This is a genomic window from Nonomuraea guangzhouensis, assembly GCF_019396345.1.
Lineage (GTDB): Bacteria > Actinomycetota > Actinomycetes > Streptosporangiales > Streptosporangiaceae > Nonomuraea > Nonomuraea guangzhouensis.
The window spans coordinates 14,030-37,299 of the sequence record NZ_JAHKRM010000005.1 but is presented as its reverse complement, the minus strand read 5'-3'; the positions used below and the strand labels follow the sequence as shown (position 1 = coordinate 37,299).

The window sequence follows — 23,270 nt, the reverse complement described above, 5'->3', positions numbered from 1 at the left end:
ACACAGCTCCGCCCGCACGGCACCAGGCCGCACGGGCGGAGCACCCCCCTTGAATCAGCTCGCGTCAGGAGGTCGGGGCCAGCACCTTCGGCTCCGGCTTCGGCTCGGCCGGCTTGCGGCGCAGCCGCTCCTTCGCCCGCTCCACCACCGTGTACAGCGTCGGCACCAGCACCAGCGTCAGCAGCGTCGAGGTCACCAGACCACCGATGACCACGATCGCCAGCGGCTGGGAGATGAACCCGCCCGACCCCGTCACCCCCAGTGCCATCGGCGTCAGCGCGCAGATCGTGGCCACCGCGGTCATCAGGATCGGCCGCAACCTGCGCCGGCCACCCTCGATCACCGCCTCCACGATCCCCATCCCCTGAGCGCGATACTGGTTGATCAGGTCGATCAGCACGATCGCGTTCGTCACCACGATCCCGATCAGCATCAGCATGCCGATCAACGCCGGCACACCCATCGCCGTGCCCGTCGCCACCAGCAACCCCACCGCGCCCGTCGCCGCGAACGGAATCGACACCAGCAAGATCAGCGGCTGCACGAAACTCCGGAACGTCGCCACCATGATCATGAACACGATCGCGATCGCCGCCAGCATCGCCATCCCCAGATCCGCGAACGCCTCCTGCTGATCCGCCGACGCCCCACCGATCTCATACGAGGCACCCGCCGACAGCGTCACCCCGTCCAGCTTCGTCGTCAGCGCCTGCGTCACACTGCCCAGATCCGAGCCCGTCGCCTTGGCCGACACCGTCGCCGAACGCTCACCATCGATCCGCGTCACCTGCGTCGGCCCGGCCACCCGCTCCACATCGGCCACCGACGACAGCTTCACCACACCCGAAGCCGTCACCAGCTTCAGACCCTCGATCGCCTTGACATCCTCGGGCGCATCACCCACCCGCAGCACCAGATCACTGGCCCGACCGTCCAGCGTCACCTGACCCAGCGGCGCCCCGCGGAACGCCTGCGCCACCGACTGGCCGATCTGCGCCTCCGACAACCCCTTGGCCGCCGCCTTCTCCTTGTCCACCCGCACCTCGACGCGCGGCGCGCTCGCCTCCAGGTTCGAGGCCACATCACGCAACCCCGGCACCTGGCCCATCGCCGTCTTGACCGCGTCCGCCGCCGTCCGCAGCGTCTCGGCGTCGGCCGCCTGCACGATCACGTCGATGGAGTCGGAGGAGAACCCGCCGCCGCCGGACCCGCCGACCGTCACCTCACCGATCCCCGAAAGACCGGCCAGCTTGTCGCGCAACGCCTGCTCTACCACCGGCGTCTCGGCACCCTCCTTCAACGTCAGCGAGTACGACGCCCGATCCGCGCCACCGCCCGCGCCACCGCGCATCGCGTTGCCGCCACCCACGTTCACCTGGTACGTCTCCACCCCGTCCAGGCCGGAAAGGACGCCCTCCACCTTCTTGGCCGCCGCGTCCGTCGTGGCCAGGTCGGTGCCCACCGGCATCTTCTGCGACACCGAGACGGTGTTCTGGCCAGAGGAGTCCAGGAAGTTCGTCTGCAACTGGCCCGCCAGCCCCAGCGTGCCGACGAACACCGCCAGCCCGATCAGCACCGTCACCAGCTTGAACCGCGTCGCGAACCGCAACACCGGCAGATAGGCGCGCTGCAACGGGCTGCGCAACTCCTTGGCCTCGGCCTCCTCACGCTGCGCCCGCGCCTGCTCCGGCGTCAGCGCCGGCGCCTTCAAGAACCAGTACGCCAGCACCGGCACCACCGTCAGCGACACCACCAGCGAAGCCAGCAACGCCACCGCCACCGTGACCGCGAACGGCCCGAACAGCTCACCCACCATGCCGCCGACCACCGCGATCGGCGCGAACACCGCCACCGTCGTCAGCGTCGAGGCCGTCACCGCGCCCGACACCTCGCGAACCCCCGACAAGATCGCCGACAGCTTCGCCTCGCCGTACCCGAGATGACGCTTGATGTTCTCCAGCACCACGATCGAGTCGTCCACCACCCGGCCGACCGCGATCGTCAGCGCGCCGAGCGTCAGCATGTTCAGCGAATAGTCGCCCGCCCACAACGCGATCAGCGCGATCACCACCGACAGCGGGATCGACACCGCCGTCACCAGCGTCGAGCGCACCGACAGCAGGAACACCAAGATGACCAGCACCGCGAACACCAGGCCCAGCAGGCCCTCGGTGGTCAGGTTCTCGATCGACTCCTGCACGTAGGGGGCCTGGTCGAAGACCACCTCGACGGCCGTCTCCGACGAGTCGCCCAGCGCCCTGCCCAGCTCGGGCAGCTTCTCGCGGATCGCGTTCGAGATCGACACCGCGTTGCCGTCGGGCGACATCGTCACCGACACGCCCAGGCTGGTCCTGCCGTCGGTACGGGTGATCGTCGTCGGATCGGCCAGGCCACGGGTGATCTCCGCGACGTCACCCAGCTTGACCGGCTTGAGCGGCTTCGGCTTGACCAGCGTGGCCGTCTGCGCCGGGCCGCCCTGCGGCTGCCCGCCCGGACGCCCCTGCTGCGGCTGCCCCTGCTGGGGCTGCGCCTGAGGCTGGGCTTGAGCGGTCTGCGGTTGGGCCGGGGTCAGGTACAGGTCCTTCAGCTTCTCGATCGAATCGACACGCTGGCCCACCTGGACCGTCAGCGACGAGGAGCCGTCGTTCAGGGTGCCCGCCGGGATCGGCGTCCCGTTGGCCTTCAGCACCTCCGGGATCTGCGCCGCCGACACACCCGCCAGCGCCATCTTCTTCAGATCCGGCTTGATCGTCACGACCTCGTCACGCGTGCCCGTGACCGTCGCCTCCCGCACCCCCTCCACGGACTGCAACTCCGGCACCATGATCCGGCGCAGCTTGTCGGCCATCGCCCGCTCGTCGCCGCCGTCGCCCACGGCCAGCACCAGCACCGGGATGTCGTCGGTGTTACCCGCGACCACCTGCGGCTCCACACCGGAGGGCAACTGCGGCTGCACCCGGCTGACCGCCTGCTGCATCTTGTTGATCGACGCCTCGATGTCGGTGCCGAACGCGAAGGCCACCTGGACCTGCGTCAGGCCCTCCTTCGACGTCGAGGTCATCTGCTCCATGCCGGGAATGCCCTGGAAGGAGTCCTCCAGCGGCTTGGTCACCTGGTCTTCCACGATCTCCGGCGAAGCACCGGGATACGACGCGATGACGAACGCGCCGGGGAACGACAGTGACGGCAACAACTGCTGCTTGAGCTGCGGAATCGTGAACGCGCCGAACGCGCTGAGCACGAGCGCCAGCAAGATCACTAAACTGCGGTTGGCAAGACTCAACCGGGCGAACGCGGTCATGGAGGTCCCTTCAGAGTTCGCTCCAGACTAACACTTCGCCTTTTACGAATATTTAGCCTGCCTTGGCGTTCCTGATAACATTCTCAGGAAGCGAGAGGTGAGTGTGGACGACGAACGCGAAGACCTGATCCGCCGGATCACCGAAACCCAGCGCGACCTCGGGCGGACCTTCGCCCAGAGCCCATCGCCGTTATTCACCTCCAACCTCACCATGCGCCAACTCAAAGTCGTCATGGTGCTGTCCCTCAACGGCTCCACCTCCGGCCAGGAGCTCGCCCAGAGCCTCGGCGTCGGGCTCGGCACCGTCACCGGCATCGTCGACCGGCTGGTCAGCCATGGCCTGGTCAGCCGGCGCGAAGACCCGCACGACCGCCGCGTCCGCCGCGTGGAGCTGACGGACGCGGGCACCGAGCTCATGGCCGAGATCAACGACGCCGGCCTGGAGCACTACCGCAACATCATGCGCCACCTCGACACCGAGACCCTGCACTCCCTCCTGCGGGTGACCACCCGCATCCGCGAGGTCGCCGACCAGCTCTACCCATGACCGCCCGCAGGCCGCTGTTTGATAGATGAGGATTTATTCGATTAGGTGTTTGGTTTTTTGGGCCGCCCGAGCGCCTTTACAAAGTAGATTTCTTGGCTAGCTGGGCCAGGACCTCCGGCAGGCCGTTCTCATGGGTGACCGTCAGGCGGCGGGTCGCCCTGGTCACGGCCACGTACAGGTCCTGGCCGCCCATCGGGGACTGGGCCAGGATGGCCTGCGGGTCCACCACGATGACCGCGTCGAACTCCAGGCCCTTGCACTGCGTCACCGTCAGGACCACCACCGGGGCCTCCAGATCGTCGCAGCCGGGAAACAGCGCCGCCGTCTCCGCCTGGCGGGCGTCCGGGGTCAGCAGGGCCAGGCGGCCCTCGCCGATCTCCCGCAGCTCCTCGGCCACCAGGGCGGGCAGGCCGGCCAGGCCCGTACGGACCGCGCGCGGCTCGGCCTCCCCGTCCCTGACCGACTCCGGCAGGCTCTGCGACGGGTCGACCGCGCGCAGGACGTCGGCCGCCACCCGCATGATCTCCGCCGGGGTCCGGTAGTTGACCAGCAGCCGCTCCTCGCGCCAGCGGCCCCGCAGGTAGGGATCGAGGACCTCGCCCCACGAGCGCGCGCCGGCCGCCGAACCCGTCTGGGCGATGTCGCCCACCACCGTCAGCGAGCGGGCCGGCACCCTGCGCATGACCGTCCGCCACGCCATCGCCGACAGCTCCTGGGCCTCGTCCACGATCACATGGCCATAAGCCCACTGGCGGTCGGCCGCGGCCCGATCGGCGGTGCTCAGGTCGGCGCCGGCGTCGGCGTGCCGATCGGCCAGCACGTCGGCCCGGTCGAAGATGCCCTCCTCGAGCAGGCCGGTCGTCTCCAGGACCTCCTGGGCGTAACGCTGCTGCTCCTCCCATGCGCTCTCGGCCTCCCGTGAGGCCGACCGGCTCGCCGAGTCGTCCTCGCCCAGCAGTTCGGCCGCCTCGTCCAGCAGCGGTACGTCGCCGACCGTCCACGGCGAGTCCTGCGGCCGCACCAGCGCCTGCCAGTCCAGGCCCGGAGGCGCCACCTGCCACAACGTCTCCGGCGAGGCCAGCAACTCGCCGATCAGCCGCTGCGGCGTCAGCTCCGGCCACAACTCCTCCACCGCCTGGCGTACCGGATCCTCCTGCCACAGCCGCGCCGAGGCCAGTGCGAGATCGACCTCGTCCAGATCGCGCTCCAGATCCAGCGGCTCGGCCAGCTCCGGATCCTCGAACTCCATCTCGGCCAGCTTCAGCGCCTCCTCCACCGCCCGCGCCTCGGCCAGCGCCAGCTCCTTCAGCAGCTCGGTGACGAACAGCTTGCGCGCCATGTTGTGCGGCAACCGCACCGCCCGCGCCCGCTCACGCAGCGCCGCGCACACCGCGTGCGGCACCCGCAGCAGCCGGCCGTCCAGCCACACCTCCAGATCGCCCGCGGGCAGCCGCTGCCGCTCCCGGACGGCCTCCGCCACCACCTCGGCCATCCGCACATCGCCCTTGACCACCGCCGCGGCCGGCCCGTCGGCCGCCACCGCCCGCACGCCGGGGAACAACTCCCCCACCGTCGACATCACCACCTGCGTCTCGCCCAGCGCCGGCAGCACCTGGCCGATGTAGCGCAAAAACATCGGATTGGGCCCCACCACCAGCACCCCCCGCCGCTCCAGGGTGTCGCGGTGGGTGTAGAGGAGGTAGGCGGCGCGGTGCAGCGCGGCGACCGTCTTGCCGGTGCCGGGGCCGCCCTGCACCACCAGCGCCCCCTGCAGCCCGGCGCGGATCACCCGGTCCTGCTCGGTCTGGATGGTGGCCACCACGTCACCCATCCGGCCCGTACGCCCCCGCCGCAGCGCCGCCAGCAGCGCCGCCTCACCGACCAGCGTGCGCCGATCGCCCTCGCTCATCCGCTCCAGATCGAACACCTCGTCATCCAGGCCCACCACCAGGCGGTCCTTGGTGTGCAGGTGACGGCGGCGCAGCAGGCCGCCGGGATCACTGGCCGTGGCCACGTAGAACGGGCGGGCCGCCGGAGCGCGCCAGTCGATCAGGACCGACTCGTGCTCGTCATCACGCAGCCCGATCCGGCCGATGTAGGTGCGCCGGCCGCCGGCTTCGTCGATGCGGCCGAAGCACAGCCCGCGCTCGACCCCGTCCAGCTGCGTCAGCCGCCGCGCCTGCTCCGAGGCCCGCACCTCACGCTCGACCATGGCCTGGCGGGTGCCCAGCGCGCCGCCCCGGCCGTACACCTCACGCAGCACCTCCCGCGCCCGCTCGCGCGCCGCGTCGAGTCTGCCGTAGAGCATGGAAACAGTCCCCTGCTCCGTGTCAAGGGCTTCCGCAAGAGCATCTTGACGATTAGCCATTCCCTGGTATACTCCTAACGGGAGGCGTGTGAACCCACCTTGGTTTGAGTGCCAAGTAAGCGAGACTATCGCTCTTTCCGCCTTTCCCGCAACCGTCTACGCAGTCGCGCGCATCTCAATCGTCGTTCAACGGCAGGACGACCTGTCGCAGGGTGGCGAGCGCGTCGGCGAGCAGGGGATTGCCGTTGGCTTCCCGGTGCAGCGCCACGACAGTGCGGTGCGCGGCGGGCAGCCTCAGCGGCGTGGCCACGACGCGGTCGTCGGGCACGTGACCGAGGGCCGGCACGACCGCCACCCCCAGCCTGGCGGCCACCAGATGCCGTACCACGTCATAGTTGTTGCTGCGGAAGGTGACCACGGGCACGAATCCGGCCGCCGCGCACAGCCGGGCCAGCGACAGGGCACCACCGGTCCCCTCGCGGCTGGTGATCCAGCGTTCCCCCGCCAGCGCCGACAGCTCGGCGCCCGGGCCATGATCTCGGGGACGCAGCAGGAGCAGGTCCTCACGCAGCAGATGGTGGGCGGCCAGCCCGTCGGGCCACGACTGCGGAGTGAGCCCGTACTCATACACCAGCGCCAGGTCCAGAGCCCCGTCGATCACCCGCGGGATCAGCTCCTCGGGCTCGCCCTCCTCCAGCAGGATCTCCGCCCGGGGGTATCGGCGGGTGAACGCCGACAGCGTCGGCGGCACCAGGCGCACGCTGGCCGTGGGGAAGCTGCCCAGCCGCAGCCGCCCCGTGGTGCCGGTGGCCAGTTCGCGCACCTCGTAGCCGAAGTCCTCCAACGTGGCCAGCACCCGCTGGCTCAGCTCCACCAGGCGATGAGCCGCGGCGGTGGCGCGCACGCCGCGCGCCTCGCGCTCGAACAGCACCAGCCCGGTGTCCTTCTCCAGCGCCGCGATCTGCTGGGAGACGGCCGAAGCCGTGTAGCCGAGCTCACGCGCCGCGAGCGCGAACGATCCGGTCCGGCACACCTCTCGCAAGGTGACCAGAAGCAGGGGTTTGACCATGTCGCCTCCAAGTCGCCGGTGGAGCACCATAAGCAGTGCTTGGGCTTTGGCCGGAAATCTATCGGTCTCCTGGGGCTTGGATTCACCCGGGATCGCCTCCATCGTGGACAGAGCTGTCGGGCACCTGGAGGAGATAACGCATGGTCATGGTCTCTCAAGGACGGCTGCGCGCCTCGTTCGCGCGGCGTCTGTCGGAGATGTACGGGCAGGAGGTGCCCGCCTACCGGACACTGGTGGAGGTCTCCCGGGAGGTCAACGACAGCGTGCTCCAGCGGGCGGGAGCCGGCGCCGAGCGGCTGGGTTCCATCGACCGCGTCACCGCCGAACGGCACGGCGCCATCCGGGTCGGCACCCCGGCCGAGCTCCAGCAGGTGGCGCGGATCTTCGGGGCGCTGGGCATGCGCCCGGTCGGGTTCTACGACCTGCGTGAGGCCGCCTCCAGCGCCGTGCCCGTGGTCTCGACGGCCTTTCGTCCCGTCGCGGACGACGAGCTGGCCCGCAACCCCTTCCGGGTCTTCACCTCGATGCTCACCCCGGCCGATCCCCGCTTCTTCGATGCGGACCTGCGCGAGCGGCTGGAGCGGTTCCTGGCCGCGCGCCAGTTGTTCCCGCCCGAGCTGCTGGAGCTGGCCGATCGGGCGGAACGGGAGCGCGAACTGCCGCAGGAGCAGGCCGAACGCTTCCTCGCCCTGGCCGTCCACGCGTTCGCGCTGGCCGAGGAGCCGATCGACAGGGCCTGGTACGACAGGCTGGAGCGGGTCTCGGCGGTCGCCGCCGACATCGGCGGCGTGACCAGCACCCACATCAACCACCTGACGCCGCGCGTGCTCGACATCGACGAGTTGTACCGGCGGATGACCGAGCGCGGCATCACCATGATCGACACGATTCAGGGGCCGCCCCGCTGGTCCGGGCCGGACGTACTGCTGCGCCAGACCTCCTTCCGCGCCCTGGCCGAGCCGCGTGCCCTGCGCGAGCCCGACGGCGGCATCACCACGGGATCGCTGCGGGTGCGCTTCGGCGAGGTGGAGGCGCGCGGGATCGCGCTCACCCGCGCCGGCCGGGAACGCTACGACGACCTGCAGGCGCGCGCCGACCACGGCGGCACAGACGGCGACGATCACCCCCACAGCCGTGCCCGGTCGATCTGGGAACGGGAGTTCCCCGCGACCGAACGGGATCTGGCGCTCGGCCGGCTGGGGTTCTTCACCTACCAGCCGGTGCCGGACCGCGTGCGTGACGGGCGGCCCCCCGCCACCGGCCTGGCCGACCTGCTCGACCACGGCTGGGTACGCGCCGAGCCCATCGTGTACGAGGACTTCCTGCCCCGCTCGGCGGCCGGGATCTTCCAGTCCAACCTCAGCGGGCAGGGCGTCAAGGACGACAGCCACACCGCCGCCGGCTACGACGCCGACTGGCTGTCCGGCGCCATCGGACGCGAGGTGCTGGACCCGTTCGCCCTGTACGAGACCCAGCAGCAGCGATCCCTGCAGGGCGCCGCCCACGCGCTCGGCCTGCCCGAGATCATCTGACGACCTCCCAGACGGAGAACCCTTCATGACCCTTCCCACCACCGACGCCCTGCGGCGACGCGCGCTCGACATCCTGACCCGCCTGGACGTCACCCCGGAGCAGGGCGACGACCTCCACGCCCGCTCGCCGATCACCGGCGAGCACCTGTTCGGCCTCAGGGCCGCGACCCCCGCCGAGGCCGACGAGGCGATCGCGGCGGCGCACGAGGCGTTCCTGTCCTGGCGCACCGTGCCCGCCCCCCGCCGCGGCGAAGTGGTCCGCAGGCTCGGCGAACTCCTGCGCGAGCACAAGAACGACCTGGCCGACCTGGTCACCATCGAAGCGGGCAAGATCCGCTCGGAGGCGCTCGGCGAGGTCCAGGAGATGATCGACATCTGCGAGTTCGCGGTCGGCCTGTCGCGCCAGCTCTACGGGCGCACCATCGCCTCCGAACGGCCGGGCCACCGGCTGTCGGAGACCTGGCACCCGCTGGGCGTCGTCGGCGTGATCTCCGCGTTCAACTTCCCGGCCGCCGTGTGGGCGTGGAACACCGCCGTGGCCCTGGTCTGCGGCGATACCGTGGTCTGGAAGCCCTCCGAACTGACCCCCCTGACCTCGCTCGCCTGCGACCGGCTGCTGGCCGCGGCGACCGGGCAGAGCGGCGTTCCCCGCGACGTACACCGGCTGCTGCTCGGCGAGCGCGCCATCGGGGAACGGCTGGCCGACGACCGGCGGGTGGCGCTGGTCAGCGCCACCGGTTCGGTCCGCATGGGAAGCCAGGTCGGCCCGCGGGTCGCGGCCCGCTTCGGCCGTTCGCTGCTGGAGCTGGGCGGCAACAACGCCGCCGTGGTCACCGCCTCGGCCGACCTCGACCTGGCCGCGCCCGCCATCGTGTTCGCCGCGGCCGGGACCGCCGGGCAGCGCTGCACCACCCTGCGCCGGCTCATCGTGCACGCCGACATCGCCGACGCCCTGATCGACCGGCTCACCACCGCCTACGGCAAGCTGCCCATCGGCGACCCGTTCGACGACACCACCCTGGTCGGCCCGCTCATCTCCGAACAGGCACACGACGCGATGCGGCAGGCCCTGAGCGCCGCGCAATCCGAAGGCGGCACGGTCCTGGCCGGCGGCGGGCGCCGCCTGGCCGACGCCGCCCCCGCCGCCCGCTACGCCGAGCCCGCGATCGTCCGGATCGACGGTCAGAGCGGCATCGTCCGGCAGGAGACCTTCGCGCCGATCCTGTACGTACAGACCTACCGGACGCTGAACGAGGCCATCGCCCTGAACAACGACGTCCCCCAGGGGCTGTCCTCCAGCATCTTCACCCGGGACCTGCGCGAGGCCGAACGCTTCCAGGCCGCCGACGGCTCCGACTGCGGCATCGTCAACGTCAACATCGGCACCTCCGGCGCGGAGATCGGCGGCGCCTTCGGCGGTGAGAAGGAGACCGGCGGCGGGCGCGAGTCCGGCTCGGACTCCTGGCGCGCCTACATGCGGCGCACGACCAGCACCGTCAACTACTCCGACCAGCTGACCCTCGCCCAGAACGTGAGCTTCCTGTGACGGCCGCGTTGACCACCGGCGCCCACCGGCCCAGCCGGGAGAGGCGGGGCAGCAGGAAGCCGCGGAAGTAGAGCTCTTCGATGATCGGGAAGGCCAGTCCGGTCAGCGGAACGCACGACGCCAACGACACGATCAGAGCGGCGAGCTTCCCGCGTGAGATCGGCTTGTCCAGGTAGCGCACCACGCCACGCAGCGACGGCAGCTCCTGCAGGCAGACGGCGACGATCAGGGCTCCGGGGACAAGGTGGAGCGTGATGGACAGCGGCAGGGAGTGGTGCCCGTCTAGGACCTCGGCGTGACGATATGGGAGTTCGTCATGGTTCGTTGCCCGTGACGCGGTCGATGGCGCTGGTCAGCCGTTCCCGCTCCCGGCGGATCCACTGGCCCTCCGGGTAGTTCGCGAGAAACGCCTCGACGAACTCCACGGGGTCTTGCCCGACGACTTCGCGGATCGGGGTGCCGTCCGCCGCGCTCTGCTCGAACAGATCGGCGAGGTCCTCGTGCATCGAAACCGCGCCGTCCCCCGGTCCGAAGTGCATCAGGTAGCGCTCCAGCGCTTCGACCGCCGTGCGATAGTCCTCGGGAAGCTCTTTGATGCGCGCCTTGTACCGCCGCCAGCGCTTCTTCTCCTCGAGCGACCCGGTGACCACCTCCAGGTACTGCAGGTAGCGCTTCTTCGGCTCACCCGGCCCAGCGGTCATGGCTGCTTACCTCCTTCGCGGAGCTGTTCGAGCCGTTCTGCGAGGAAGCTCCAGGTCCTCCAGAACTCGTCGAGGTACTCCTGTCCCTGAGCGTTCAGGGAGTAGACCTTGCGCGGCGGCCCCTTCTCCGACGGGACCTTCTCCACGTCGACGAAGCCGCGCTGCTCGATCCTGACCAGCAGCGCGTAGATGGTGCCCTCGGCGATGTCGGAGAAGCCCTGATCCCGCAGCCACGCCGTGATCTCGTAGCCGTACGCGGGCCGGCTGGACAGGATCGCCAGGACAATGCCCTCCAGCGTTCCCTTGAGCATCTCCGTCACTTGCTTGCCCATGGAACATCCTTCAGCTATCCAGCACGGCCATCTATCGGTACACAGTAACACTGACTACCGGTACTTAGCAACACTGAATTGCACAGCCGCGCCACAGAGACCCATCCGTGCCCCGATCCGCAGGTCGGGGATCCGCAGGCAGAGGAGGCGCGCCCCTCCCCGCCACCCGACACCCCGACTGAGAAGGTGATCCGCCCCGGGCAACCACGATCACCAGGTGAGCCGCAACCGAACCGAACCGTACGCTGACAACTCCGCGATCGTCATCCGGGGTTGTCAAGCGATCTCGCTGGTCAGCCGCTTGGCGGTCAGGTGTGGGAGGCGGACTCGCTGCCCTGGTGCTCGCTGAAGTCGATCTCGGGCGGCGGGACGCGGAACAGCCGGGTCAGGTAGGCGAGGTAGCCGACGCCCACGACGAGCCAGACCAAGCCGAGCGTGATGGCGTGCCTGTCCAGTTGCGTCAGCAGCCACACGTCGATGACGGCCCCGATCGCGGGCGCCACCACGTACGCCACCGGCCCGAGCCTGCGGCCCTCACGGCGCTCGCGCAGGTAGAGGGCGATGACGGCCACGTTCACGAAGGTGAAGGCGGTGAAGGCGCCGAAGTTGATGAACGACGTCGAGGTGGCCACGTCCATGCGCACGGCGACCAGCCCGACCAGGCTGGTGAGCAGGATGGAGAAGACCGGGGTGCGGAAGCGGGGGTGGAGGTAGCCGAAGACGCGATGGGGAAGCACCGAGTCGCGGCCCATGGCGTACAGCAGGCGGGTGGTGCTTGCTTGGGCCGCCAGGCCGGAGGTGAACTGCGCGACCACCAGACCCGCCAGGAAGATCGCGCCGAAGAGGCTGCCCCCGATGGTCTCGGCGATCTGCGCGGCCGCCGCGGAGGAGTCGGCGAACGCGCCGCCGGGGTGGACGAGCTGGGTCACGTAGGAGGCCAGCACGAAGATGCCGCCGCCGATCAGCGCGACGAGCAGGATCGCCCGCGGGATGGTCCGCCTCGGCTCGATCGTCTCCTCGGTCAGCGTGGTGACGGCGTCGAAGCCGAGGAAGGAGTAGGCGGCGATGGCGGCGCCCGCGGCGACGGTCGAGAGCGTGGCGCCGGTGCCGGTGAAGGGCGTCAGGTCGAACAGCGAGCCGACGCCCTCGCCGCCGACCAGGTGGCCGACGGACAGCAGCACGAAGAACGCCAGCACCAGGACCTGGAAGAGCATGAGCACCGAGTTGGCCCGGTCGGCCACCTTGATCCCCGCCAGGTTGAGCCCGCTGGTCAGCACGACGAACGCGACGATCCACAGCCATGAGGGCACGCCGGGGAACTGCGCCGACAGGTAGGAGCCGCCGATGAGCCAGATGACCATCGGCAGGAAGAAGTAGTCGAGCAGGACCGCCCAGCCGACCAGGAAACCCACCCGCGAGTCGACCGTGCGCCGCACATAGGTGTAGGCCGAGCCGGCGACGGGGAAGGCGGCGGCCATCCGGCCGTAGCTGAGCGCCGTGAACAGCATGGCGACCAGCGCGATCAGGTAGGCGGACGGCGAGGCGCCCTTCGTGGTCTCGGCGACCACACCGAAGATGCCCAGGACGATCAGTGGCGTCAGGTACGCCAGCCCGAACAGGACGACGGAGCGCAGGCCCAGCGTGCGCTTCAGGGTCGGTTGCATGTCGATCATTCCTTGCCAGGGGGTGGGAAGGTGCCGTCCGGAGTCCATCGGGCGGGGTCGAGGCGCCCCTGGTAGAGGGGGAGCTCCAGGCAGACGTCGCTGTCGGTGAACTGCGACCACATGCGATTGAGCCCGGCGGTGCCGTACCGCCTGACCCTGCTCACCTCGCTGAGGTCGAGCACGTCGGTGAGGACGGTGTCCGCCTCGCCGGCCTCCGTCCTGACCCGCCCTTCGGGGTCGACCACGAGACTGCGTCCCGTGCCGGTGGGCGCGGCGACGTTGACGGAGGCCACGAAGACCTGGTTGACGATCGCGTTCGCCCTGGCGAGCACCAGTTCCTGGGCGCGGTCGGAGGTGGTGGTCAGCACGGGGTTGACGATCACCTCGGCGCCCAGCCATGCCAGGTGCCTGGCCACCTCGGGGAACCACGCGTCGTAGCAGATGGACAGGCCGATCCTGCCGTGCCCGGGAAGGTCGACCACGACGAATCGGTCGCCCGGACGGTACGGCTCGCGCGGCCGCCACGGAAAGATCTTGCGGTAGGAGGCGGCCAGCTCGCCCTCGGGGGACAGGACCAGCGCGGTGTTGTAGAGCGCGCCGCCCTCGCCGCGCTCGCAGACGCTGCCGGGCACCAGCCAGACGCCCAGGTCTCCGGCGAGCGCGGCGAGTTCCGCGACTCGCGGTCCGTCCAGCGGTTCGGCGGCCTCGGCCAGTTCGGCGTCCCGCTCGGCAGGCCGTACCCGGCTGCCGACCAGGTGCAGCTCCGGGTAGACCACGAGCCGGGTGCCAGGGAAGGTGGCCAGCAGGTCCTCCACCTGCTCGGCGAACTGGGACACCGGCGCCCCGGCGGGAACCGGAGCGGCCTGCGCGAGCGCGAGGGGTAGTGGCTGTCGCATCGTTCAACCTGCCTTCTGACCAGCACTTTCATGCCGTGCCGACAAAATAGCTCATATTGAGCTTTTAAAGCAACGTACGGTAGTGCCATGGAGGCCCTGACCGCGCTCAACTCCCAGGCCCTGGAGGGGCTTCGCCGGCTCACCGCGTTCGACACCGTCCGTGCGCGCATCGCACTGGCCGTCGACCTGCGCCTGCTCAAACCGGGCGAGCGCCTGCCGCCGACGGCCGAGGTCGCGCGCGCTCTGGACGTCGGAGAGATCACCGTGCGCCGCGCGCTCATCGCACTGTGCGAGGAGGGTGTCCTGGTACGGCGCCGCGGCAGGACCGGCGGCACCATGGTCGCCGACGAACCCACCGTCGGGCAGGTGGCCGAGATCGAGGCCTACCGGGCGGCCACCGCCGAGGTCCACCGCCTCATCGACCACCGGCTGATGCTGGAGTGCGGCATCTCCCACCTGGCCGCCACCGCTGTCACGGCCGAACGGCTCGCCGAGCTGAAGACGCTGGTCGCGACCATGGATCAGGCCACCAGCTGGGCCGATTTCCACGCAGGCGACGAACGCTTCCACCTGCTGCTGGCCTCATCCACCGGCGTGGACTCCGCGGCCGACCACTACGCTCCCGTCCTGCACCAGCTCTACCGCTACTACCTGCCCTACCCGCTCGATTACCTGCGCCAGTCGAACCGGGAGCACGCCGCCCTGGTGGCAGCCCTCGAACGGCAGGACCCTGTCGAGGCCGTCACGATCGCCCGCGCGCACGTCGACGTCCTGCATCGGACGATGTTCGTCGGCCTGCTGCCGACATCGGACGGGTCAGGAACCTCCGCAACCGGGCCCGGCTCCACGGCTGGCCCCAGCTAGTTCGCCGGCCTCGCGCTGCCACGTCTCACGGTTCACCGGCGATTTCGGGCCGGCCGAGGACACGGCCCAGGTGGGCGGGCCGAGGCGCTGGTGTCGTGGCCGCTCGCCGCTCCGGCCGGCGAGCGTCAGGAGCGGCTGGGCGGCGTGCTCAGCGTCCTCTACGTGATCTTCACAGGACGGCCGCACGATCGACGCCGCACCACCTGAATCGCGGTATCACGCGGGCGGTCGCGGGTCTGCGATCGTGTTCAGGCCGTCCAGGAGCAGGTCGAGGCCAGTGGTGAATTGGTCGCGGTCGTTGTGGGAGCGCAGGTCTGCGGTGGTGCGCGTCAGGAAGGGGTAGTCGGCGGGGTCGAGTTCTTCCCAGCGTTCGGCGGTCTGGGCGAGGAAGGCGTCGCGGCTGGTGGACGCGCCGACGGTGGTGCATGGGGCGATGATCTGGGCGCTGACGCCGGTGATGTAGTAGGAGATCGCGGTGGCGACCTCGAAATGCCGTTCGGCCGGCAACCCGGTTCGTTCGACAAGGGTACCGATGCGATCGAGCAGGCGCAGTGCGTTCGCCAGCGTGGCCGGCGCGTCGACGTGGGACGCCGCCCACGGGTGCCGGTCAAGGGCATCGAAGACGGCGATGGCAAGCGCGCGCAGCGCGGTGCCGGCGCCTTCCTCGGAGTGCGGGGCCGCGGCGAGGGCGTCGCCGAGCACCTGATCGGCGGCCAGGGCGACGAGCTCGTCCTTGTTCGTCACGTGCCAGTAGAGCGCGCCGGGTCCGGTGTTCAGCTGTTTGGCCAGCAGCCGGAAGGTGAGTCCCCGCTCGCCGAGCTCGTCCAGCAGCGCAATGGCCGCGTCGACGATGATCTCTCGCGAAAGGGCGTCGGCGCGCCCCCCAGTGGGTGCTCTTCCTCGTGTCCGCGGCATGACCTCATTTTGACACACCCTGGACCGGTGTTCCATATTACTTATGGAACGCCGGTCCATATGAGTGTCCGGGCAGATGCCCGGCACGGAAACGAGCAAGCCCATGACCACCAGCCACCACCCGATCGCCATCGTCGGCGCCGGCCTCGGCGGCTTGACCCTCGCCCGGGTCCTGCACGTCCATGGCATCCCCGCGACGGTCTACGAGGCCGACCCCTTCGCGAAGTCCCGCACGCAGGGCGGCCAGCTCGACATCCACGAGGACGACGGGCAACGCGCGCTCGCCGACGCCGGGCTCACCGAGGAGTTCCGCGCGATCATCCACGAGGGCGCCGAGGCGTCGCGCGTGCTCGACCAGCACGGCAAGCTGCTGTTCGACGCCCCCGACGACGGCATGGCGCGGCGTCCCGAAGTGCTGCGCGGAGACCTGCGCCGGATCCTGCTCGACTCCCTGCCCGACCAGACGGTCCAGTGGGGACACAAGGTCACCGGCGTCCGGCCCCTCGGCGACGGCCGGCACGAGCTGACCTTCGCCGACGGCTCAAGCGTGACCAGCAGACTCCTCGTCGGCGCCGACGGCGCCTGGTCGAAGATCCGCCCGCTGCTGTCCGACGCCGAGCCCGAGTACACCGGCACGACGTTCATCGACACCTACCTGTACGACGCCGACGAGCGGCACGCCGCGACGGCCGAGGCGGTCGGGGTCGGCGCGATGTACGCGCTGACCCCGGGCAAGGGGATCATCGCCCACCGCGAGGCGGGGAACATCCTGCACACGTACGTCGAGCTGAACCGCTCCGCCGAGTGGATCGCCGGCATCGACTTCACCGACGTCGCCGCCGCGACCGCTCGGGTCGCGGCCGAGTTCGACGGGTGGGCTCCGGAGCTCACCGCGCTGATCACCGACGGCGAGACCGCTCCGATCGCGCGCCTGATCCACACACTCCCGGACGGGCACCGATGGGGGCGCGTGCCCGGGGTGACGCTCCTCGGAGATGCCGCGCATCTGATGCCGCCCTCCGGTGACGGCGCAAACCTGGCGATGCTCGACGGCGCCGAACTCGGCAAGGCGATCGCCGCTCACCCCGACGACGTCGAGGCGGCACTCACCGCCTACGAAGAGGCGTTGTTCCCGCGCACCGAGCCCTTCTACGCCGACGCGCACGACATGCTGGACCTCTGCCTCGGCGACCGCGCACCGTTCGGATTCATCGACCTCTTCGACGGCGATCCCCAGGAGCAGCGCTGAAAGCGGAACCCAGTCCTGCCTCATCCCCGGCCTGGATTCAGGCCCGCCGGCCCTTGGCCAGGGCCCGCGTGGTGAACCGCTCGGCGTCGATGATCACCCGCTCGTGCGTACCCTCACCGATGACATCGACGCCGTCCTCGGCCGCCACCTCGAACCGCAGCAGCCGCCCCTCCACCGACACCAGCCGCACCCGGCAGGTCACCGTCATCCCCGCCGGCGTCGGCGCCTGATGGGTGATGTCGACGCGCGTGCCGACCGTCTGCTCGCGCGGCCAGTCCAGGTACGGCAGGACAGCCCGTACGCACGTCCACTCCAGCAGCCCGACCAGGAACCCGGTGGCGAACACCGGCGGCATCACCCCGAACTCCGCCGACTCCGGATACAGCCCCGCCACGACCTTGCTCCGCGGCACCACGAACGCGAACTCGTGCTCCAGCCCCGCGACCAGCCCTTCAGCCATGCGCTCCACCGATCATCCGGGCGGCCGCGGCCTTGGCGCGCAGCATCGCCGACCGATCCCCATCCACCACGACGCGGGCATTGGCCCCGTCGATGAGCAGCAAAAACGCGTAACCCAGTCCCTCGGGATCGGCCAGTCCGGCCTGCTCGGCCAGCTCGGTGAGCCGCTGCCGCAGCCATCCCTTGTACTCGGAGATCACCTTGCGCGCCGGATGGTCCGGATCGGGCAGCTCCACCGCGGCGTTGGTGAACGGGCACCCGCGAAACCCCTCGCTCCGGTGCCCCCGCGCCAACCAGTCGAACACCGCCAGCAGCCGCTCCTGGGCCGACCCGCCGTTCTCGACGAGGAACTCCGTCAGCCCCGCCTGCCGTACGGCGCGCCGCCACTCCAGCACGGCGGCCACCAGGTTCTCCTTCGACCCGAACTGGGCGTACAGGGTGGGTTTCGACACCCCGGCACGCTCCACCAGCGCGTCCACGCCGGTGGCCCGGATCCCCTCGGCGTAGAACACCTCGGTGGCCACTTCCAGCAGCCGCCGCCCACCGGGACTGTACTTCTCCACGAAGCCATACTTACAGGTCTGTAAACCCCGGACAACCTTTCGCAGCGGCGTCTTCGCGGGCGACGAACGCCCCGCACCGCGCGATCACCGGCTGGCGCGCCGGACGCGAAAGCCTTCACCGGCTTGCGCGCCGGACGTGAACGTCTTCGACGGCCGCGCTAGCGAACCCAGCCGGTGTAGCGCCGGCCCCCCTTCGAGTCCTCGCGCCACCCGGAACGGCCGCCCGCACCCTCGGGCTGGAGCGCCGCGGAGACGGCCCGGACGAGCCAGGCGTTGACGGAGAGCCCTTCGCGACTGGCCGCCTCCTCGATCCGCGGCTTGAGCTGCTCGGGAACCCGCAGCGAGATCCGCGACGTGCCGCCCTCCTCGCCCTCCTGCGGCACCGCCGCCGAAGCCGTGGGCGTCCCCGAAGCCCCTCGTCCCACTGGAACTCCCGAGCCGGTCGAGGCGCCCGCACCCGACCACCGCCGACCGGCCGCCCCACCCGGCAGCGCGTCGAAACCGCCCTCGCTCTCGTCATCCAGCGAGCGGTCCATGGGCGGCGGCGTCACGACGAAAGAGGGGTCGCGCCCGCGCAGCCGCACATCGACCGACCCCGGCGCGAGCTCACGGGTGATCTCGTCAGCGGCGGCGGACAGTGCCTCCAGCAGCACGAGGCGCGTGGCCGACTCCAGCGGCGAGGTGAGGCGCTCGGCGAGCGCGCGCGCATCGTCGCCACCCGCCTCGGCGGCGACCGCGAGTTCGCGGCGCAGATTGTCGACGTACGGCGCGAGATCCATGACATCACTATGACGCCATAATGGCGTCAGTGCAAGCTTGAAACGCTGCTCACCTTTGACGCCACCACGCCGCCCGGCAGGCGATGAAACCTGCGATGAAACCCGGCATCTGCCGCAGAGGCGCCCGCGACGAGTCCCACCCGCGCGGCGCCATCAGCATGCCCTTGATCGGCGCAGAGATACCTTACCCGGATGGAATCCGGCACGCTGGACCGCCTGGATCGCTGTCTGGCACACGCGCTCCAGATCGACGGCCGAGCACCCTTCAGCAAGATCGGCGAAGTGCTCGGCGTCTCCGAGAACACGATCGCCCGCCGCTACCGGCGGCTGCGTTCGGCCGGGATCCTCCGCGTCGTCGGCGTGGTCGACGGGTTCCGGCTCGACTACGTATCGTGGGCGATCCGCCTGCGCTGCACCCCGGACGCCGCGAGCGCGGTCGCCTCCGCCCTGGCCCGCCGCACCGACACCGCCTGGGTGAGCCTGCTCTCCGGCGGCACCGAGATCGCCTGCGGCACCCTGGCCCGTACCCCCGCCGAACGCGACGCGCTCCTCCTGGACAAGCTCCCCCGCAGCCGGCAGGTGGTGGGCGTCACCGCGCACCGCATGCTGCACAGGTTCGCGGGCGGGCCGGCGGGCTGGGCGGGCCTGCGGGCACTGTCCACCGAGCAGGCAGCCGAACTCCAGCCGCCGCCCCTCGTCGTGCCCGACGAGACCATCCGGCTCGACGAAGCGGACCACGCGCTGCTGGAGGCCCTGTCAACGGACGGGCGCACCCACCACACGGACCTGGCCGTGATCACCGGCTGGTCGGAGTCGACCGTACGGCGGCGCATGGCGTACCTGCGGCAGGCCGGGATCCTCTACTTCGACGTCGACATCCCGCCCGAACCCCTCGGCTTCCACGCCGAGGCCTGGCTGTGGATGTCCGTCAAGCCCGCCAAGCTCGCCGCCGTGGGCGAGGCTCTGGCCCGGCACCCGGAGGTCACCGTGGCCGCCGCCACGACGGGTCCCGCCAACCTCTTCGCCGGCGTCACCTGCCGGGACTCCCGCGACCTGTACCGGTACCTGACCGAGCGCATCGGATCGCTGAAGGCCGTACGGCACGTCGAGACGGCACCCCTGATCCGGACCGTCAAGCGAGCGGGCGCCCTTCTGTGACAGCCGTCGGATTCCGCCTCCACTACCACCCCTCGTGCCGGAAATCGCCACATCGCCGCTCCTGGCTCGCCTTCACCCCGTCAAGCACCGACAGTTGCCGACGACCAGAAGGGATCCACCACCATGCATGTGATCGTCATCGGCGCGGGTCTCGGCGGCCTGTGCCTGGCCCAGCGGCTGCGCCAGGACGGCATCAGCGTCTCCGTACACGAGCAGGACCCGACCCCGATCTTCCGCGCACAGGGCTACCGCCTCCACATCAACGCCGATGGCCGACGCGCCCTCGAACACGCCCTGCCACCACGGCTGTGGCAGCTGTTCCTGGCCACCGCCGGGACGCCCGGCCCCCGCTCGGTCTTCCTCGACGAGCAGCTCGTCCCGGGATGGACGGCCGAAGCCGAGCCCGGACCCGCACCCCTGGCGGCCGACCGGCTGACCCTGCGCCAGATCCTGCTGTCCGGTCTGGAAGACGTCGTCACCTTCGGCAAGACCTGCACCGGCTTCGCGACCGCCCCAACCGGCCGCGCCGAGAACGCCACCGCGAACAGCCGCGTCACCGCCCACTTCGCCGACGGCAGCACCGCCACCGGCGACGTGCTCGTGGCCGCCGACGGCGTGAACTCCGTCATCCGCCGTCAGCTCCTCCCCCACGCCCGGGTCGTCGACACCGGCCTGCGCCAGCTCTACGGCAAGATCCCGCTCGATGACCGGACCCGGGCGCTGTTCGGCGACGACATGTTCAACGTCTTCACCGCGATCGTCGGCCCCCGCGACGCCTTCATCGGGGTGGCGCCGGTGGAGTTCCCCGAGCCGATCCAGCAGGCCGTCCTGCGGCACGCCCCCGCCGTCCGGCTCCACGCCGTTCAGGACTACATGACCTGCAGCTTCGGACTCCGCGGCGAGCACCTGCCCCGCACCGACGACGAACTCCACCGGATGAGCGGCGCCGAGCTCCGCGCGATGGTGCTGGACCTGATCGACGGCTGGCATCCCCGCGTCCAGCGCATCGTGCGGGAGTGGGATGCGGCCAGTATCTTCCCCGCCGTACTGCGTACCAGCGTCCCCATCGAGGCATGGCCCACCACCGCCGTCACCCTGCTGGGTGACGCTGTCCACGCGATGAGCCCGGCGGGCGGGGTGGGCGCCAACACCGCGCTGCGTGACGCGGCGACCTTGGCGGACGCGCTGAACAAGGCGGCACACGGACGCCCGCTCGTGGCGGCGGTGCGTGACTACGAGACGGCCATGCTCGACTACGGGTTCGCCGCGGTACGCGCGTCCGCCGACAACGGCCACCGCTTCCTCGGCCAGGACCCGCTCCCTGCGGCATGAACCCGGCACGCCGCTTGCTGGTCAGCCCCTTGGCCGCGAGCATGGCGACCTCCCGCTGCTGGAGATGAGCGAGGCCATCCCCTGGCATGGCTGGGCCTGAGACCTGCCGCCGGGAAACTGAGCACGACTTACTAATGTGGCAAGGCATGGAGCTGACGGAGCGATTCGAGTGGAGCGGAAGGCGGATTGCCTGGGGACGGGCGGGCGCGGGTCCGGCCGTGGTGTTCTGTCATGGCACGCCGTTCTCGTCGGTGTTGTGGCAGCCGTTCGCGCAGGCCTTGAGCCGCGACTTCACCGTCTACCTGTGGGACATGCCCGGATATGGCCGTTCCTCCAAGCATGCCGAGCATCCGGTGGATTTCGGCGCGCAGGCCGATGCGTTCGCGGCGCTGCTCACGCACTGGGGGTTGGACCGGCCACACGTGATCGCCCACGACTTCGGCGGCGCCGTGTCCCTGCGCACGCACCTGACCCTGGGTGTCGACTACGCCTCGCTCATGCTCGTCGACGTCGTGGCCATCCCGCCCAGCGGCTCGCCCTTCTTCACGTTCGTGCAAGACCATCCTGACGTCCTGGCGCGGCTGCCGGCCTACATCCACACCGCCATCGTGCGTGCCTACATTCAGGGCGCGAGCCACCGCGGCCTCCGCGACGACGATCTCGACGCCCTCGTGCGGCCGTGGACGGGAGAGGACGGCCAGCCCGCCTTCTACCGGCAGATCGCCCACTATGACGAGCGCTTCCTCCAAGAGAACGAAGCGCAACTGGGCCGCATCAGTATCCCCGTAAGGATCCTGTGGGGCTCTCGCGACGAGTGGATCCCCACCGATATCGCCCGACGCCTGCAGAGCCTGATCCCCGCCGCCGAACTCTCGCTGATCGACGCCGCCGGTCACCTGGTCCACCACGACGCGCCCGTCCCGCTCATGGACGAAGTCCGCGCCTGGCTCACCGTCCGCTGAGGCACCGCATGATGGACATCGAACGCGCCCGCACCGCCTTCGCCGCCTCCTACCGGGAGCTCACAGCGGCGGTGAACGAGATCGACCTGCTCCAGCCCACCAGGTGCGCCGGATGGGCCGCCGTCGACCTGCTCTTCCACATGCTCTGCGACGCCCAGCGCGCACTCGTCGCCCTGGCCACCCCCGCGGACGGACCGCCCGACGTCGACTACGTGACCTATTGGGCCCCCGTCAAGCCGGGCGAGGACGGCGAGGACGGCCACGCCTGGTGGGTACGCAGATCCGCGTCCGCCTTCGCGCGGCCCTCCGGCCTCGTGCGGGTCTGGCAGGACACCGCTCCCGCGGCGGTGCGGGCGGCGCTGGCCGCCGACCCCGCCGGGTTCGTCGCGACCCAAGGCCACGTGCTCGCCGTCCCCGACTTCCTGGCCACCCTGGCCACCGAGGCCGCCATCCACCACCTCGACCTCCAGACAGACCGTCCGCCCGCGCCGGAGGCACTGGAGCTCGCGGGCGAGACGCTCGACGGCCTTTTCGGTACGGCGCGACCGTCCCCGCTGGATCTGCCCACCTACGTCCTGGAGGCCACGGGACGGCTGCCCTCAGCCAACAAGAGGTTCGGCCTTCGAGGAAGCTGAGCGCCGGTAGTCAGCAAGCCACCGGCAAACCGTACTCGGATCATGATGGCTCAGTAGTCGGCGACGGTGTATCGGCTCGTGATCGCCACGCGGTTGAAGGCGTTCATCATCGTCGACAGCCAGGCGACCGCCGAGACCTGCTCCTCGGAGAGCACCGCGGCGGCCGCCGCGTAGTCCGCATCGCTCACATGACCGTCCGACACCCGCGCGATCGCCTCAGCCAAGCGCAGGGCCGCGCGCTCGCTCTCGGAGAAGTAGCCGGTCTCCGCCCACGCGGGCAGCACCGCGAGGCGGTCTGTACTCTCGCCCTTCTTGAGCGCGTCACGGGTGTGCATACGCAGACAGAACGCGCAGCCGTTGATCTGCGACGTGCGGATCTTCACCAGCTCGACCAGGAGCGGGTCAAGACCTGCCGCCAAGCCCCGCCGCGAGTGGCCTCGCCCGGGATGCTAATTTGA

At 70.3% G+C, this 23,270-nt stretch carries 22 protein-coding genes; 9 read left to right on the top strand and 13 right to left on the bottom strand.

The window, feature by feature from the left end; genetic code table 11:
• Positions 1-64: 64 nt before the first annotated feature.
• A complete protein-coding gene (locus tag KME78_RS10875; RefSeq protein WP_219528704.1) occupies positions 65-3,301 on the bottom strand; it encodes an efflux RND transporter permease subunit in 3,237 nt (1,078 codons plus the stop codon).
• A gap of 97 nt (positions 3,302-3,398) precedes the next feature.
• Here KME78_RS10875 and KME78_RS10870 point away from each other — a divergent pair, with 97 nt between their 5' ends.
• Entirely contained in the window at positions 3,399-3,848 is a 450-nt protein-coding gene (locus KME78_RS10870) for a MarR family winged helix-turn-helix transcriptional regulator (protein ID WP_219528703.1), read from the top strand.
• Between the two features lie 76 nt (positions 3,849-3,924).
• Here KME78_RS10870 and KME78_RS10865 read toward each other — a convergent pair whose 3' ends face one another.
• The gene (locus KME78_RS10865) at positions 3,925-6,156 is read right to left on the bottom strand and encodes a HelD family protein (RefSeq protein ID WP_246650911.1); all 2,232 of its coding nucleotides are present in this window, start codon (positions 6,154-6,156) and stop codon (positions 3,925-3,927) included.
• Positions 6,157-6,331: 175 nt separating this feature from the next.
• Positions 6,332-7,225 carry a LysR family transcriptional regulator gene (locus KME78_RS10860; protein ID WP_219528701.1) on the bottom strand — a complete coding sequence of 298 codons (894 nt, stop codon included), beginning with the start codon at positions 7,223-7,225 and terminating at the stop codon, positions 6,332-6,334.
• 140 nt (positions 7,226-7,365) lie between these two features.
• On the opposite strand from KME78_RS10860, the gene hglS reads away from it, so the two are divergent.
• Together hglS and amaB are read left to right on the top strand one after the other, a co-directional pair.
• Positions 7,366-8,757: a 2-oxoadipate dioxygenase/decarboxylase gene (gene hglS, locus KME78_RS10855; protein ID WP_246650910.1), complete on the top strand. Its 1,392-nt coding sequence runs from the start codon at positions 7,366-7,368 to the stop codon at positions 8,755-8,757.
• A 25-nt stretch (positions 8,758-8,782) separates the two neighbouring features.
• A complete protein-coding gene (gene amaB, locus KME78_RS10850) occupies positions 8,783-10,303 on the top strand; it encodes an L-piperidine-6-carboxylate dehydrogenase (protein WP_219528700.1) in 1,521 nt (506 codons plus the stop codon).
• On the opposite strand, the gene KME78_RS67890 is transcribed toward amaB, so the two are convergent.
• From KME78_RS67890 to KME78_RS10825, 5 genes are all read right to left on the bottom strand, one after another.
• Entirely contained in the window at positions 10,254-10,433 is a 180-nt protein-coding gene (locus KME78_RS67890; protein WP_372454903.1) for a CPBP family glutamic-type intramembrane protease, read from the bottom strand. The two genes, amaB and KME78_RS67890, sit on opposite strands and share 50 nt — an antisense overlap.
• Before the next feature lie 184 nt (positions 10,434-10,617).
• A complete protein-coding gene (locus tag KME78_RS10840) occupies positions 10,618-11,004 on the bottom strand; it encodes a DUF1048 domain-containing protein (protein WP_219528698.1) in 387 nt (128 codons plus the stop codon).
• Positions 11,001-11,336 (bottom strand): PadR family transcriptional regulator, encoded by a 336-nt coding sequence (locus KME78_RS10835; RefSeq protein ID WP_219528697.1) that lies wholly within the window; start codon positions 11,334-11,336, stop codon positions 11,001-11,003. The genes KME78_RS10840 and KME78_RS10835 overlap by 4 nt, the downstream gene beginning before the upstream one ends.
• A gap of 308 nt (positions 11,337-11,644) precedes the next feature.
• The gene (locus KME78_RS10830; RefSeq protein ID WP_246650909.1) at positions 11,645-13,000 is read right to left on the bottom strand and encodes an APC family permease; all 1,356 of its coding nucleotides are present in this window, start codon (positions 12,998-13,000) and stop codon (positions 11,645-11,647) included.
• Between the two features lie 5 nt (positions 13,001-13,005).
• Entirely contained in the window at positions 13,006-13,896 is an 891-nt protein-coding gene (locus KME78_RS10825; protein ID WP_219528695.1) for a carbon-nitrogen hydrolase family protein, read from the bottom strand.
• A gap of 87 nt (positions 13,897-13,983) precedes the next feature.
• Here KME78_RS10825 and KME78_RS10820 point away from each other — a divergent pair, with 87 nt between their 5' ends.
• Complete coding sequence (locus KME78_RS10820) at positions 13,984-14,760, top strand: FadR/GntR family transcriptional regulator (protein ID WP_219528694.1); 777 nt, start codon at positions 13,984-13,986, stop codon at positions 14,758-14,760.
• Between the two features lie 216 nt (positions 14,761-14,976).
• Here KME78_RS10820 and KME78_RS10815 read toward each other — a convergent pair whose 3' ends face one another.
• Positions 14,977-15,675, bottom strand: a complete 699-nt coding sequence (locus tag KME78_RS10815; protein ID WP_219528693.1) for a TetR/AcrR family transcriptional regulator — start codon at positions 15,673-15,675, stop codon at positions 14,977-14,979.
• A gap of 103 nt (positions 15,676-15,778) precedes the next feature.
• On the opposite strand from KME78_RS10815, the gene KME78_RS10810 reads away from it, so the two are divergent.
• Complete coding sequence (locus KME78_RS10810) at positions 15,779-16,924, top strand: FAD-dependent oxidoreductase (RefSeq protein WP_219528692.1); 1,146 nt, start codon at positions 15,779-15,781, stop codon at positions 16,922-16,924.
• A 37-nt stretch (positions 16,925-16,961) separates the two neighbouring features.
• Here the strand turns inward: KME78_RS10810 and KME78_RS10805 are convergent, their stop codons facing one another.
• The 3 genes from KME78_RS10805 to KME78_RS10795 all read right to left on the bottom strand — a co-directional run bounded on the left by KME78_RS10805 (position 16,962) and on the right by KME78_RS10795 (position 18,725).
• Positions 16,962-17,384 (bottom strand): thioesterase family protein, encoded by a 423-nt coding sequence (locus KME78_RS10805; RefSeq protein WP_219528691.1) that lies wholly within the window; start codon positions 17,382-17,384, stop codon positions 16,962-16,964.
• The gene (locus tag KME78_RS10800) at positions 17,377-17,946 is read right to left on the bottom strand and encodes a TetR/AcrR family transcriptional regulator (RefSeq protein ID WP_219528690.1); all 570 of its coding nucleotides are present in this window, start codon (positions 17,944-17,946) and stop codon (positions 17,377-17,379) included. Before KME78_RS10800 ends, KME78_RS10805 begins: the two co-directional genes overlap by 8 nt.
• 158 nt (positions 17,947-18,104) lie before the next feature.
• Positions 18,105-18,725, bottom strand: coding sequence for a hypothetical protein (locus tag KME78_RS10795; protein WP_219528689.1), 621 nt, complete (start codon positions 18,723-18,725; stop codon positions 18,105-18,107).
• A 192-nt stretch (positions 18,726-18,917) separates the two neighbouring features.
• On the opposite strand from KME78_RS10795, the gene KME78_RS10790 reads away from it, so the two are divergent.
• The 4 genes from KME78_RS10790 (at position 18,918) to KME78_RS10775 (ending at position 22,812) form a co-directional block, all read left to right on the top strand.
• Positions 18,918-19,883 carry an Lrp/AsnC family transcriptional regulator gene (locus KME78_RS10790; protein WP_219528688.1) on the top strand — a complete coding sequence of 322 codons (966 nt, stop codon included), beginning with the start codon at positions 18,918-18,920 and terminating at the stop codon, positions 19,881-19,883.
• Between the two features lie 123 nt (positions 19,884-20,006).
• The gene (locus tag KME78_RS10785; protein WP_219528687.1) at positions 20,007-21,215 is read left to right on the top strand and encodes an FAD-dependent oxidoreductase; all 1,209 of its coding nucleotides are present in this window, start codon (positions 20,007-20,009) and stop codon (positions 21,213-21,215) included.
• Positions 21,216-21,361: 146 nt separating this feature from the next.
• Positions 21,362-22,177, top strand: a complete 816-nt coding sequence (locus KME78_RS10780; protein WP_219528686.1) for an alpha/beta fold hydrolase — start codon at positions 21,362-21,364, stop codon at positions 22,175-22,177.
• An 8-nt stretch (positions 22,178-22,185) separates the two neighbouring features.
• Positions 22,186-22,812: a maleylpyruvate isomerase N-terminal domain-containing protein gene (locus KME78_RS10775; RefSeq protein ID WP_219528685.1), complete on the top strand. Its 627-nt coding sequence runs from the start codon at positions 22,186-22,188 to the stop codon at positions 22,810-22,812.
• A gap of 50 nt (positions 22,813-22,862) precedes the next feature.
• On the opposite strand, the gene KME78_RS10770 is transcribed toward KME78_RS10775, so the two are convergent.
• Positions 22,863-23,231: a carboxymuconolactone decarboxylase family protein gene (locus KME78_RS10770; RefSeq protein WP_219528684.1), complete on the bottom strand. Its 369-nt coding sequence runs from the start codon at positions 23,229-23,231 to the stop codon at positions 22,863-22,865.
• Between the last annotated feature and the right edge of the window lie 39 nt (positions 23,232-23,270).

What these genes read in the sequence shown, in the direction of transcription:
- KME78_RS10875 (WP_219528704.1), bottom strand. Translation starts at nt 3,301, where the DNA reads ATGACCGCGTTCGCCCGGTTGAGTCTTGCCAACCGCAGTTTAGTGATC.
- KME78_RS10865 (WP_246650911.1), bottom strand. Translation starts at nt 6,156, where the DNA reads ATGCTCTACGGCAGACTCGACGCGGCGCGCGAGCGGGCGCGGGAGGTG.
- KME78_RS10860 (WP_219528701.1), bottom strand. Translation starts at nt 7,225, where the DNA reads ATGGTCAAACCCCTGCTTCTGGTCACCTTGCGAGAGGTGTGCCGGACC.
- hglS (WP_246650910.1), top strand. Translation starts at nt 7,366, where the DNA reads ATGGTCATGGTCTCTCAAGGACGGCTGCGCGCCTCGTTCGCGCGGCGT.
- amaB (WP_219528700.1), top strand. Translation starts at nt 8,783, where the DNA reads ATGACCCTTCCCACCACCGACGCCCTGCGGCGACGCGCGCTCGACATC.
- KME78_RS10840 (WP_219528698.1), bottom strand. Translation starts at nt 11,004, where the DNA reads ATGACCGCTGGGCCGGGTGAGCCGAAGAAGCGCTACCTGCAGTACCTG.
- KME78_RS10835 (WP_219528697.1), bottom strand. Translation starts at nt 11,336, where the DNA reads ATGGGCAAGCAAGTGACGGAGATGCTCAAGGGAACGCTGGAGGGCATT.
- KME78_RS10830 (WP_246650909.1), bottom strand. Translation starts at nt 13,000, where the DNA reads ATGCAACCGACCCTGAAGCGCACGCTGGGCCTGCGCTCCGTCGTCCTG.
- KME78_RS10825 (WP_219528695.1), bottom strand. Translation starts at nt 13,896, where the DNA reads ATGCGACAGCCACTACCCCTCGCGCTCGCGCAGGCCGCTCCGGTTCCC.
- KME78_RS10820 (WP_219528694.1), top strand. Translation starts at nt 13,984, where the DNA reads ATGGAGGCCCTGACCGCGCTCAACTCCCAGGCCCTGGAGGGGCTTCGC.
- KME78_RS10815 (WP_219528693.1), bottom strand. Translation starts at nt 15,675, where the DNA reads ATGCCGCGGACACGAGGAAGAGCACCCACTGGGGGGCGCGCCGACGCC.
- KME78_RS10810 (WP_219528692.1), top strand. Translation starts at nt 15,779, where the DNA reads ATGACCACCAGCCACCACCCGATCGCCATCGTCGGCGCCGGCCTCGGC.
- KME78_RS10805 (WP_219528691.1), bottom strand. Translation starts at nt 17,384, where the DNA reads ATGGCTGAAGGGCTGGTCGCGGGGCTGGAGCACGAGTTCGCGTTCGTG.
- KME78_RS10795 (WP_219528689.1), bottom strand. Translation starts at nt 18,725, where the DNA reads ATGGATCTCGCGCCGTACGTCGACAATCTGCGCCGCGAACTCGCGGTC.
- KME78_RS10790 (WP_219528688.1), top strand. Translation starts at nt 18,918, where the DNA reads ATGGAATCCGGCACGCTGGACCGCCTGGATCGCTGTCTGGCACACGCG.
- KME78_RS10785 (WP_219528687.1), top strand. Translation starts at nt 20,007, where the DNA reads ATGCATGTGATCGTCATCGGCGCGGGTCTCGGCGGCCTGTGCCTGGCC.
- KME78_RS10780 (WP_219528686.1), top strand. Translation starts at nt 21,362, where the DNA reads ATGGAGCTGACGGAGCGATTCGAGTGGAGCGGAAGGCGGATTGCCTGG.
- KME78_RS10775 (WP_219528685.1), top strand. Translation starts at nt 22,186, where the DNA reads ATGATGGACATCGAACGCGCCCGCACCGCCTTCGCCGCCTCCTACCGG.